Source organism: Brevundimonas sp. (assembly GCF_051858995.1).
Lineage (GTDB): Bacteria > Pseudomonadota > Alphaproteobacteria > Caulobacterales > Caulobacteraceae > Brevundimonas.
The window spans coordinates 21,237-33,278 of record NZ_JBHYGN010000009.1 but is presented as its reverse complement, the minus strand read 5'-3'; the positions used below and the strand labels follow the sequence as shown (position 1 = coordinate 33,278).

The 12,042-nt window shown below is 69.8% G+C and carries 11 protein-coding genes; 8 read left to right on the top strand and 3 right to left on the bottom strand.

Features of this window, described 5'->3' with window-relative positions; all coding sequences use genetic code 11:
* The first annotated feature begins 24 nt into the window (after positions 1–24).
* Together ACTIEF_RS09750 and ACTIEF_RS09745 are read left to right on the top strand one after the other, a co-directional pair.
* The gene (locus ACTIEF_RS09750; RefSeq protein ID WP_439471941.1) at positions 25–1,617 is read left to right on the top strand and encodes a hypothetical protein; all 1,593 of its coding nucleotides are present in this window, start codon (positions 25–27) and stop codon (positions 1,615–1,617) included.
* A gap of 77 nt (positions 1,618–1,694) precedes the next feature.
* Positions 1,695–3,260, top strand: coding sequence for a DUF1570 domain-containing protein (locus ACTIEF_RS09745; protein ID WP_439471940.1), 1,566 nt, complete (start codon positions 1,695–1,697; stop codon positions 3,258–3,260).
* A gap of 9 nt (positions 3,261–3,269) precedes the next feature.
* Here ACTIEF_RS09745 and ACTIEF_RS09740 read toward each other — a convergent pair whose 3' ends face one another.
* A complete protein-coding gene (locus ACTIEF_RS09740; RefSeq protein WP_439471939.1) occupies positions 3,270–3,410 on the bottom strand; it encodes a hypothetical protein in 141 nt (46 codons plus the stop codon).
* A gap of 182 nt (positions 3,411–3,592) precedes the next feature.
* Between ACTIEF_RS09740 and ACTIEF_RS09735 the strand changes: the two genes are divergently transcribed.
* From ACTIEF_RS09735 to ACTIEF_RS09725, 3 genes are all read left to right on the top strand, one after another.
* On the top strand, positions 3,593–5,236 hold the full coding sequence (locus tag ACTIEF_RS09735) for a peptide chain release factor 3 (RefSeq protein ID WP_439471938.1): 1,644 nt from the start codon (positions 3,593–3,595) through the stop codon (positions 5,234–5,236).
* Positions 5,237–5,377: 141 nt separating this feature from the next.
* Positions 5,378–5,710 (top strand): hypothetical protein, encoded by a 333-nt coding sequence (locus ACTIEF_RS09730; protein ID WP_439471937.1) that lies wholly within the window; start codon positions 5,378–5,380, stop codon positions 5,708–5,710.
* Positions 5,711–5,775: 65 nt separating this feature from the next.
* The gene (locus ACTIEF_RS09725; RefSeq protein WP_439471936.1) at positions 5,776–7,281 is read left to right on the top strand and encodes a tetratricopeptide repeat protein; all 1,506 of its coding nucleotides are present in this window, start codon (positions 5,776–5,778) and stop codon (positions 7,279–7,281) included.
* Between the two features lie 6 nt (positions 7,282–7,287).
* Here ACTIEF_RS09725 and ACTIEF_RS09720 read toward each other — a convergent pair whose 3' ends face one another.
* Positions 7,288–7,905, bottom strand: a complete 618-nt coding sequence (locus ACTIEF_RS09720; protein ID WP_439471935.1) for a YczE/YyaS/YitT family protein — start codon at positions 7,903–7,905, stop codon at positions 7,288–7,290.
* A gap of 59 nt (positions 7,906–7,964) precedes the next feature.
* On the opposite strand from ACTIEF_RS09720, the gene ACTIEF_RS09715 reads away from it, so the two are divergent.
* The 3 genes from ACTIEF_RS09715 (at position 7,965) to ACTIEF_RS09705 (ending at position 11,178) form a co-directional block, all read left to right on the top strand.
* Positions 7,965–9,401, top strand: coding sequence for a PLP-dependent aminotransferase family protein (locus ACTIEF_RS09715; protein ID WP_439471934.1), 1,437 nt, complete (start codon positions 7,965–7,967; stop codon positions 9,399–9,401).
* 92 nt (positions 9,402–9,493) lie between these two features.
* Positions 9,494–9,838, top strand: coding sequence for a hypothetical protein (locus tag ACTIEF_RS09710; RefSeq protein WP_439471933.1), 345 nt, complete (start codon positions 9,494–9,496; stop codon positions 9,836–9,838).
* Between the two features lie 98 nt (positions 9,839–9,936).
* Positions 9,937–11,178: a hypothetical protein gene (locus tag ACTIEF_RS09705; RefSeq protein WP_439471932.1), complete on the top strand. Its 1,242-nt coding sequence runs from the start codon at positions 9,937–9,939 to the stop codon at positions 11,176–11,178.
* On the opposite strand, the gene cysQ is transcribed toward ACTIEF_RS09705, so the two are convergent.
* Complete coding sequence (gene cysQ, locus ACTIEF_RS09700) at positions 11,175–11,960, bottom strand: 3'(2'),5'-bisphosphate nucleotidase CysQ (RefSeq protein WP_439471931.1); 786 nt, start codon at positions 11,958–11,960, stop codon at positions 11,175–11,177. The genes ACTIEF_RS09705 and cysQ overlap by 4 nt on opposite strands.
* Between the last annotated feature and the right edge of the window lie 82 nt (positions 11,961–12,042).

Below are 12,042 nucleotides of genomic sequence, written 5' to 3'. Positions count from 1 at the left end.
CGCGACGGCAGTAAGGGGGCTCGGGTGCGCATTCTGTTTCGTTTGAAAGCCGCGGTTCTGGCCGTGGGCGCCCTGCTTCTGGCCGCGACCCCGGCGCATGCCGAATGGCGGCGGGCCGAGAGCGCCAACTTCATCATCTACTCTCAGGGCAGCGAGACCTCGCTGCGCCGTCAGGCGCGGACGCTGGAGCTGTACGACTACATCCTGCGCGCGCGGATGGGCTTGCCGGTGGACGAGCCGCCCGCCCGCAAGCTGCCGATCTATCTGGTCGGCGGACGATCCGGCCTGCGCGAGATCCGGCCCGACCTGCCGGCTCACGTGGCCGGCTTCTACGGTCCGACGACCGAGGGCATCTTCGCCACGGCCATTCGTGATCAGGACATGGACTTCCTGCTGCACGAATATTTCCACCACTTCAGCTTCCAGCACGGATCGGCGGGAAACCTGCCCGCCTGGCTGGTCGAGGGGATGGCGGAGTATTTCATGACCGCCGAGGTGCGGGACAACGTCATCCGGATCGGCGATTATAACCAGAACCGCGCGGAATGGCTGATGGGCGCCTCGTGGATCCCGCTGGCGGATCTGCTGGGCAAACAGATGGGCGAGCTCAGGTCCGGCTCCAGCCGCGAAACCTACTATCCGGTCGCCTGGCTGATGACCCACTGGTTCATGAGCGACGAGACCCGGCGGGCTCAACTGGGCGCCTACATCCGCGCGGTCCAGGAGGGCGGCGATCCCATCCGCGCCATGGAGGAGGCGACCGGACTGACCCTGAACCAGCTGCGCAGCCGGCTTCAGTCCTACATGCGCGGTTCGCTGCAGATCAGCGTCTATGAGGTCACGCGAGCGGAGCCGGAGATCACCATCACCCGCCTGCCGCCGTCGGCGGACGACCTTCTGCTGCTGGGACAGCGGCTGAAGGTGGGCGTGGCCAACGACCAACGCGCCGCCACCGCCGCCCTTGTCCGCCAGCGCGCGGCCCGCCACCCGGACGATCCGTTCGCCCTGCTCCAGCTCGGCCATGCCGAACTGCATTTCGGCGATCCGGTCGCGGGCGAGGCGGTGCTGACCCGCCTGCTGGACCGCGAGCCAGAGAACGTCGAGGCCCTGCAGCTGATGGCCAGCCGGTACATGAGTCTGTCCCGCGACGAGGGCGAGGACCAGACCCGGCGTCTGATCCAGGCCCAGAGCTATCTGCGCCGCGCCTACGCCGCCGATCCGGAGCAGTACTACACCCTGTACATGCTGGCCCAGGTCCGCGAGGCGGCGCGGGACTATCCGACCGAGAATGATCTGCTGACCTGGCAGCTGGCCTACGAGCGCGCGCCGCAGCTGCCCGGCATCCGGCTGGGCTTCGCCGCGGCGATGATGCATGCGGAGAAGTTCGATGAAGCGGTCGCCCTGCTGGGGCCGCTGGCCAACGCCCCGCATGGCGGCGGCGCCGCGGACACCGCCCGCACCCTTCTGGAACGCGCCGAAGCGCGCCAGCCGCCGCTGAGCTGGGCCGAGATCGACGCCGCCCAGGACGCCGCCGCGCGACCGCCCGAGCGGGAGCCCGCCGATCCCTCAGTCCCGCCGCCCGGAGACGAGGACGCGGGGGGCGAGGATGGGGCATGATCTGCGGCGCCGGTGACGCTTGCTTGCCAGCAGGCCGTGCCTTCAACATCCGGGACTGATCGCTTCGGGGGACGCGAATGACCTTTTCCAACCTGCTCAAGGCCGTGGCCCTGACCGTCGGCGCCGCGCTTCTGTTCACCGCCGCGCCCGCTCGGGCGGAGTGGCTGAAGGCCGAGACCGAGCATTTCGTCATCGTCGGCGACACCAGCAATCGCGCCATTTCGGAATACGCCCGCAAGGTCGAGCGCTTCCACGCCATGCTGTTCCGATTCCTGCCGCCGGATACCGACGACGTCATCGCGCCGAAGCTCTGGATCTACCTGGCGGACGGTCGCGACGACATGCAGGAAATCTGGCCCGGCATCGGCCGGGGCGTCGGCGGCTTCTACAGCCGCTCGGACGAGCGCATCTACGCTGTGGTGGACGTCACCAATGAGGACAGCGACCACACGCTGTTCCACGAGTACGCCCACCACTACATGTTCCAGTACCACAACACCGTTTACCCCGGTTGGTTCGTGGAGGGGTTCGCCGAGTATTTCGCGCCCTCGGACATGCGGATGGGGCGCATCCGCTACGGCCTGTATCGTGAAGGCCGCATCTATTCCCTGAACCAGACCAACAGCTGGGTGCCGATGGACGATGTCCTTCGCTCACGCCTGACGGGCAATTCGGCGCAACGCGGGGCCGCCTATTATGCCCAGGCCTGGCTGCTGACCCACTATCTGCTGGGCGCGCCTGAACGCCACGCGCAGCTTCAAGGCTATCTGATCGCCATTGCCCGTGGCGATGATCCGATCGAGGCGCTGGAGGTCAATATCGGTCGCACACCTGACGAACTGGGCGCCGAGATGCGGTCCTACATGCGCCGGGGCATCACGACTTTCACCTTGCAGGAGGCCCTGCCTAACGCGACCGCGACCGTGACCTCGCTGCCGCGAAGCACCGGAGATGCAATCTGGCTGGACCTCCGCTCCGCTCGTCCGTTGGGCGATGACGGCCCGGCTCTGGTGGCGCAGGCCCGCGCCGTGGTCGACCGCTATCCCAACGACCGGCTGCCGCTGGTCACCCTCGCCAAACTGCAACGCAAGACGGACGATCTGGCGGGCGCCCGGGCGACGCTGGAGCATGCGATGACCCTCACTCCCGACGACGCCGAAGTGCGTTGGCTGATGGGGGCGGTGCTGACCCGTCAGTCTGAGGACATCGAGGAAGACGAGGCGCGCCGCCAGCTACGACGGCAGGCGCTGGCGCACCTGAACGCCGCCTACGAAGCCGATCCGCTCGACTACCGCATCTATCTGGCCATGCTGGAGAACCGTCGCGAGGCCGCCAACTATCCGTCGGACAATGACGTGGTGATCGCCGAGTCGGCCTTCCGGCTGGCTCCGCAACTGGGAACGACGGCCGTCGAGGCCGCCCGGTTGCTGATGGCGAAGGACCGATATCTGGACGCGGCCTATCTGCTGGGGCCGCTGGCGAACAACCCGCACGGCGGCGAGAACCTCGCGTCGGTTCGGGCGCTGCTGGCCGAGGCGCGGGAGAAGGCGGGCCTGTCCGCTGTCTCGACCGAAGCCCCGCCCGAGGCGCCGGACGTGGGTGAGGATGAAGAGGGCGACGCGGCGTCGCCCCTGGAAGGCTGACGCCCCGGTCTAGACCAGCGTGTTGAAGACGATGTGCACGATGGTCGCGCCTAGCGCGATCACGCCGAAGCCGAGCGCGAGGCAGATCGCCGGGTGAGGGCCGCCTTCACGGGCGGCGGGGCGGTCGTCGATGGGGTGATGCAGGGCCATGTCCGTTCCTTCGTTTCCAAAGGCGGGGCCCGATTGCGTGACCGGACCGTCTCGCCTGACTGAACAATGATCCCATTATCCCTTCGTTGCCAAGGGATATTCACTTTCGGTGACAGACCGAACCGCCGGACACCCCGCCGTCAGGTGACTTTCGGCCCGGTCCGGGGTAGGTGCCGCGTCCAATGTCAAAGCTCTCCCTGCCCGAGGAAGCCGGTCGTCGCCGGACCTTCGCCATCATCGCCCACCCGGACGCCGGTAAAACGACGCTGACGGAGCACATCCTGCTGTCCGGCGGCGCGATCCGCGCGGCGGGCGCGGTGCGGGCGCGCGGCGAGAACCGCCGCACCCAGTCCGACTGGATGAAGATCGAGAAGGAGCGCGGCATCTCGGTCTCGGCGTCGGTGATGACGTTCGAGCACGACGGCAAGATGTTCAACCTGCTCGACACCCCCGGGCACGAGGACTTCTCGGAAGACACCTATCGCACCCTGACCGCCGCCGACTGCGCCATCATGGTGCTGGACGCCGCCAAGGGGATCGAGCCGCAGACGCTGAAGCTGTTCGAGGTCTGCCGCCTGCGCGACATTCCGATCATCACCTTCATCAACAAGCTGGACCGCGAGGCCCAGGATCCGATGGCCCTGCTGGACGAAATCGCGTCACGCCTTCAGCTGGACCCCGCCCCGATCTGGTGGCCCGCCGAGAGCGGCAACCGCCTGCGCGGCATGGTCGAGATGGGTACGGGCAGGTTCCAGCCCTACGCCAGGAAGCCGGCCGGTTCGAAGGAAGACGTGCCCCACCCCGACGCCCTGCCGCTGGCCGACGCCGCGCAGTATTTCGAGGCGGGCGAGCACGAGGCCCTGCTGGAGGCGCAGGAACTGGTCGAGGCGGGCTATCCGGCCTTCAACGTCCAGTCCTTCCTCGAGGGGCACATGACCCCGGTGCTGTGGGGCTCGGCCCTGCGCCACTTCGGCATCGACGAACTGCTGAAGGCCATCGGCGACTGGGCCCCGGCGCCCAAGGTGATGAAGGCCCAGAAGGCCGCCCCGCCCGAGACCCGCAACGCCCCCGCCCCGGTCGACCTGACCGTCGAGCCGGGCTCGACCGAGGTCACCGGCTTCGTGTTCAAGGTCCAGGCGAACATGGACCCCAACCACCGCGACCGCATCGCCATGTTCCGCATGGCCTCGGGCAGCTTCAAGCGCGGCATGAAGCTGAAGGTCCAGAACACCGGCAAGCAGCTGTCGGTGAACGCCCCCATCATGTTCTTCGCCAGCGACCGTGAACTGGCCGAGGACGCCTTCGCCGGCGACGTGATCGGCATCCCGAACCACGGCGTGCTGCGCGTCGGCGACAGCCTGTCGGAAAACGGCCTGATCCGCTTCGCCGGCCTGCCCAATTTCGCCCCGGAAATCCTGCAGCGCGTGCGCGTGAAGGACCCGCTGAAGGCCAAGCACCTGAAGAAGGCGCTGGAAGGTCTGGCCGAAGAAGGCGTGACCCAGCTGTTCCGCCCGGAAATCGGCTCTGACTTCATCGTCGGCGCCGTGGGCCAGCTGCAGTTCGAGGTCATGGCCGACCGTCTGGGCGAGGAATACGGGCTGGAGGTCATCTTCGAGCCGAGCCCCTACGCCGAAGCCCGCTGGATCGGCCCGACCGCCGAGGGGACCAAGGCCGACGTCGAGGACTTCATGGGCAAGTACCGCGGCCAGATGGCCACCGACATCGACAGTGACCCGGTCTTCCTGGCCAAGTCGAGCTGGGAGACCGGCTACGTCAGCGAACGCTTCCCCAAGGTGGCCTTCACCAAGACCAAGGAACGGGGCTAACCCCCAAGCAGAACGGCGAGCGAGGTTCGCCCAAGGCTGTACCGCGCGGCGAAATCCGGCCTAGGGCGCCGCCCATCTCAGGGGGGGGCCTGTCTTGTCGCATATCATCCGTCTCGTTCTGCTCGGCCTTGCGCTGGCCGAATGGCGCCGTCACCCGCGCTGGCCGAATGGCGGCGGACCGAGAGCCAGCATTTCGCGGTCTACAGCGACGGTTCGGAGCGATCGCTGCGCGACTACACGGCGAAGCTGGAGCGGTTCCACAGCCTGCTGCGGGCTCGCTTCGGCGGCGCGGCTCAGGCCGACCTGCGCAAGCTTCCGATCTATCTGGTGGCGGACGCGCGGGCGTTGCGCATCGCCCAGCCCGGTCTCCCGGCGGGGATCGCCGGCGACTACACCGCCAGTGAGAAGCTGGGCATGATCGAACACCAGCGCGGCGGCGGTCCCGAGGCGGAAGGCGCGTCGGAAGAAGACTGATCAGGTTTCGTCAGGTTGGCGTCAGCGCCGGGTGGTTAGTCTCGGCTGTGTGCTGGGAGATCGGGATGATGATGGTCGTGAAACGCGGCGCGTGGCTGGCCGGGACGGCGCTGGTTCTGGGCCTGTCCGCCCCACAGGAGGCGCTGGCCGACTGGCGGCGGGCCGAGACCGCCCACTTCGTCGTCTACAGCAACGGCTCCGAGCGGAACCTGCGCGACTACGCCGCCCGGCTGGAGCGGTTCGACGCCCTGCTGCGCTTCGTCACCAATGTACCCACCAACGCCGACGGCCTGCGCAAGCTGCCGGTCTATCTGGTCGAGAACGGGCGCGAATTGCGCATCGTCCAGCCGGACCTGCCCGAGGGCGTCGATGGCCTTTATCGCGCCAGCGCCTTTGACATCCGGGCCATCCTGATCCGGGGCCGGCGGGACGACCTGCTGCTGCACGAATACACCCACCACTACATGTCCCAGACCTCGCCCGGCAGCTATCCGGGCTGGTTCCGCGAGGGCTACGCCGAGTATTTCGCCACCGCGACGGTCGATGCGCGCGGCAAGTCGACGGTGGGCCTGCCCGATCCCGGACGGCTGCGGACCTTGCAGGAGCAGCGCTGGCTGTCGATCCCGGACCTGCTGACCATCGACCCGATGACGCTGGAAGGCCGGGGCCAGCGCGGCGTCTTCTACGCCCAGGCCTGGCTGCTGACCCACTATCTGCTGAACGACGGCGAGCGGCAGCAGCGCTTCGGCCAGTATCTGCTCGACCTGCGCAACGGCTCCGATCCGGTCGAGGCCTTCTTCACGCGGATGCAGACGACGCCTGAGGCTCTGAGCCGCGACCTGAACGCCTATATGGAACGCGGCCTGCGCTATGCCGAGATCAACACCCCGCCGCTCGATCCGCAGATGGACGTCAGCCAGTTGCCGGACAGCGCCGATGACGTGCTGCTGATCGGGCTGAACATCCGCGAGCGGCGACCGGGGACCGAGGACGCCGCCCTGCTGGCCCAGGCCCGGACCGCGGCGGCGCGTCACCCCGGAGACGCCCTGGCCCTGACCGTTCTGGCCAACGCCGAGATGACCCTGGGCGACCCGACGGCGGCGGAAGCCGCGCTGCAGCAGGTGCTGGCGCTGGAGCCGGACAACGTCGAGGCCCTGCTGATGGCCGCCCGGCGCCGGATCGAGACCGCCGAACAGACTTCGGATCAGCCGCAGATGATCGCCACCTATCGCGAGGCCCAGGCCTTCCTGCGGCGCGCCTATACGGCCGACCCGACCGACTATCGCGTGCTGGCCGAGATCGCCGGCATCCGCCGGATCGCCTCCGACTATCCGACCGAGAACGACCTGACGACCTGGCGCATGGCGGTCGAGCATGCGCCGCAGGTCCTGAACCTGAGGGGCGACGCGGCCGAGGCGATGATCGCGGCGGGTCTGGACGACGAGGCCGAGGCCTATCTGCTGCCCATAGCCAACGATCCCCACGGCGGGCGCAACGCCACCCAGGCGCGGCGAAGACTGGCGGAAATCCAGGCTCGCCGCACGGCCAACGGCGGCCCGGTCACGCCCTGACTGCGCCTAGGGGGCCGAGGGCGCGGGACTGATCCGGGCGGGCTCCGCTTCTTCCCGAGTGAACATCGGCAGGAAGATCTGCAGCAGCGGCCCGGTGCTCAGCACGAACAGGACCGTGCCGACGCCGACCGTCCCGCCCATCAGCCAGCCCAGCGCCAGAACCGTCGCCTCCACGCCCGTGCGGATCCAGCGGACTTCCCATTTCGTCACCCGGAGCAGGCCGGTGGTGATGCCGTCGCGCGGCCCCGGCCCCAGCCCGGCCCCGATATAGGCCCCGGTGGCGACGGCGTTCAGCACGATGGCCACGATCAGGAAGACGCTCCGCAGCCACAGCGCCTCGAGCGGCGGCAGGACCTTCAGGCACAGGTCCGCCACCGTGCCGATCAGCAGGACGTTGCAGACGGTGCCGATTCCCGGCTTCTGGCGCAGCGGAATCCACAGCAGCAGAACCAGCAGGCCGACGCCGTTCACGACCAGCCCCATGCTGACGCCGGTGACGTCCGACAGGCCCTGATGGAAGACGCTCCACGGGTTCAGGCCCAGCTCGGCGCGGACCATCAGGGCGATGGAGAGGCCGTACAGGAACAGGCCGATCTGAAGTTGGGTGAAGCGGCGCAGGAACATCCGCCACACCTATATGAACTGGCCTTGTTTTATAGAGCCACTTGTTCGAGGGTGGCTCTGTGAGCTCGCCCATCGTCAACGCCGTCGCCCTGACCCGCCAGCTCAATGACTGGCGTCAAAGCCATGCGGACGACACCGCCTATCGCAGTCTGGCCGAGGCGCTGAAGCGGCTGGTGCTGGACGGGCGCTTGCCATTGGACGCCAAGCTGCCGGGCGAGCGGCGGCTGGCCGAAGCGCTGGGACTCAGCCGGATCACCGTCAGCAGCGCGCTGGATCGCCTGCGGGCCGACGGCTTCGTGGTCAGCCGGGTGGGCTCGGGCAGTTTCACCGCCCTGCCGCCCGGACCGGCAGGCCGCCGCGATCCGCTGAACCACCGCGACGCGGCGGGGGTGATCGACATGGCGACGGCGGTCATGCCCGCCGGGCCGCATGTGCATGCCGCCTACGCCCAGGCCCTGGCCTCCCTGCCCGCCCACCTGCCGGGGCATGGCTATGGTCCGGTCGGCGTGCCCGCTCTGCGCGTCGCCGTGGCGAAGTCCTATGAGGCGCTGGGGCTGGCCACGTCACCGGATGGGATCGTGGTCACGGCGGGCGCCCAGAACGCCCTGGCCCTGCTGCTGCGGTCGCTGGCCCGGCCCGGTGATGCCGTCGTGATCGACCACCCGACCTTCCACCACGCCATCGACGGCATCGTCCGGGCCGGCCTGAAGCCCGCGCCGGTCGCCCTGCCGTCCGAGGGTTGGGACATCGAGGCGCTGACCGCGACCATCGAACGGGTCCGCCCCCGGCTGATCTATCTGATCGGGGCGCATCACAATCCGACCGGTCGGGTCATGACCCCCGATGAGGAGACCGCCATCGCCGCCAGCGCGCGACGGGCGGGCTCGACCCTGATCTTCGACGAGACGCTGAGGGAGTTGGGCTTCGACGCGCCGCCCCCGCCGCCGCGCGAGCTCGGCGACCATGTGGTCCGGCTGGGCTCGATGAGCAAAAGCTGGTGGGGCGGCCTGCGGATCGGCTGGATCCGCGCCGCGCCGGCGGTGGTCGAGGCCGTCGTCCGCAGCCGCGCGTCGATGGACCTCGGCGTTCCCATCATAGAGCAACTGGCGGCGGCGGCCCTGCTGTCCGGCGACCAGGCGCCCCTGACGGAGCGACGGGGACAGATGGCGGCGCGCGAGGCTCATCTGCGCGCCCGGCTGGCGGCGGTGTCGCCCGACTGGGAGACCGCGCGTCCGGCGGGCGGCCTGTCGCTGTGGGTCGGCCTGCCCCGCCCGGCCAGCGAAGCCCTGGCGGAGGCGGCGGCGCGACTCGACGTGCGGATTGCGCCCGGCGCCCGCTTCGGCGTCGGCGGGGCCTTCCAGCGCTTCATCCGCCTGCCCTTCACCCTGCCCGAGACGGAGTTGGATCAGGCCGTCGACCGGCTGGCGGAAGCCTGGTCCCTGCTGGACCGCAAACCGCGCCGCCCCTCGCCCCGCGACGAAGGCGTGGTGCTGTAAGGCGCCTGCGACCTCATCCCGGTCTTTCTTCCGTCACGCCCACGTGGTTCTCTGTGCGGGTGAAGCGGCCGGGGCGTGCCGTGGAGGATTCGATGTCGTTGGCGGCCTTGCTGGCCATTCTGTCCCTGTCGGGCGCGCAAGCCGCGTCGGACCAGCCCCTGCCCTATGACGGCATGGTGCGCTGCGCCGGGCTGACCCAGGCGGCGTCCGAGCTGGAAGGCGGCGAAAGCGGCGAAGGCCGCGCCCTGTATGACGCCGCCCTCTACTGGTCCCTGACCGCGACCCAGGCCGCGTCGTCCGCCGGGCGCAACGCCGCCGTGGCCGAGGGCGAGCAGACCCGCGCCCGCATCCGCGCCGTGCGCGAGCTCAGCGCCGGAGACGCCGACGCACGCGCTGAACTGCAACGCTGCCGTGCGCGAACCCCTCGTCTGGGCTGAGTTTTTTCGCGCGAACCACCGCCGCGGCGCTGCGTTTGCTTGGAGACTGTCCGGGGATCATTCGTCCGTCCCGAAGCGGGACGGTTCCGGAGTTGCGCATGTTCGAGTTCGGCCGCGATCTGAGGAAGCTGTTCGAAAAGGCCCGCGAGAGCGAGGACCTCGGCTGGCTGGAGCTGGTCGGCGCGGATCTGGTGCAGGTCGAGGCCCGGCGCGAGGGTATCGACGCGGGCCGGGTGTCCGCCGCGCGGCCTTTTGACGGCTGGATGCGCTCCTCGGCGCTGTGGCGCGAACACGCCCGCCGGACCGGCAGCCGGGTCAGCCTCGAGCGCGCCGCCTCCGCCGCCTCGGACGCCGCCCGCCACACCACCAGCCTGGACCAGACCGCCGCCGCCGCGATCGAGTCGGGCGCCATCCACCTGTTGCGTTTTGACCTGTTCGGCGGCCCCGCCGCCCTGACCGCCGCCCTGTCGGACGTGCAGAGCCTGACCTGCGAGCGGGCCGCGACCCGCTCGGCCGCCGCCGCCCTGCACGCCCGGCTGTGCGCCCGCCGCGCCCGCCTGACCGGCGAGACCAGCGCCCTGCTGGACGCGGGAGCCCTGCTGGACGCCGCCGTGCACGACGCCCGCAACCTGCCGCCGACCGTGGCCGACGACCTGCGGCTGGACCGCGCCGCCCTGTCGCTGGAGGCCGGGGTGGCCCGCCGCGACGCCCGCATGCTGGATCAGGCCGGACGCGACCTGCGCGCCCTGGTCGAGGCCGCCTCGCCCGATCACCGCCCCCTGACCCGCGCCCGCGCCCTGGCCCTGGCCGGAAAGGGCATGGCCGCCTTGGCGGCCCTGGCGAAGGATGAGGCCGCCGTCGCGCACGGCCGCACCCTGTTCGAAGCCGCCGCCGACCAGTTCACCGCCGATCACAGCCCGCTGGACTGGGCCGTCATCACCCTGGCCGGGGTGACGCGCGAGACGCCGCTGCTGGTGCTGGCCCAGGCCGAGGCCCTGACCCGCGAGCCGGGCCTGCTGATCGGGGCGCTGGTGCGCGAGCGCCGCCTGTCCGCCGAGGTCGCCTTCGCCGAGACCATGGGTGATGTGACCTCACTGAACGGGCTGGAGGCGGTCGTGCGCCGTCGCCTGTCCCAGGCGACCAAGGTGCAGCCGCTGGACTGGGCCGCGGATCAGATCGGCATGGCGCAACTGTTCCTCGCCCGCGCCCGGCTGACCGGGACCGAGGCCAGGGCCGTGGGCCTGATGCTGGCTGAAGCCATGGAGACCGCCCGCGAGATGGGCGCGCCGGCTCTGGCGGATCGCGCCGTGCTGGCGATGCCGGAATCGGTCGAAGGTTAGCCCCCGAGGGCCACGAAGCCGCCGTTGGCATGGCCCGGCTTGCCGTAGCGCAACGGCTGGCCATCCTCGGCCATGACCCGCCCGCCCGCGGCTTCCAGCACCGCCTGACCGGCCGCCGTGTCCCATTCAGACGTCGGGCCGGTGCGCGGATAGGCGTCGAACCGCCCCTCGGCGATCAGGCAGAATTTCAGCGACGAATCCATGCCCTGCCACTGGACGCAGCCCTGCCGCGAGGCGAGGCGCGTCGCCTCGTCATCGGTCATGCTGTGGCTCAGCAGGGCCAGGGGCGAGGCCGGGCGCTCGCGCACCTTGATCGCCGTCCACGCCTCGCCGAAGCGACGGCGGAAGGCGCCCTTGCCCGGCGCCCCGCTGCGCCAGCTGATCTGGGTCGCCGGGGCGGTGACCACGCCCGCCACCGGCGTGTCGCGGTGGATCAGGGCGATGTTGACCGTATAGCTCTCGCGGCCCTCAACGAAGCCGCGCGTGCCATCCAGCGGATCGATCAGCCAGAACCATTCGCCCAGCGTCTGGGGCGCGCCGTCGACCGACACGGCTTCCTCGGCCACCGCCTGCACCGTGGGATAGAGGGCGGCGAGCCGCTCCAGGATCAGGGCCTCGGCCTCCCGATCCGCCTGGGTGACAGGACTGTCGTCGGCCTTGGTCTCGGCCACGACGCCGTTGCGCCAATAGGGAAGGATGACGCGCGCGGCGTCCTCGGCGATGTCGGCCAGCGCCTCGGCGAGGGCGCCCGACGCGAGGTCGGCGGTCAGTCGTTTGCTCATTCGGGTTCCGATAGAGCATCCGGGCGGTTTGAAGAACCGGCAAATCAGGTCAGCCTTGGGGATACTCCGCCTGACAGCCTTT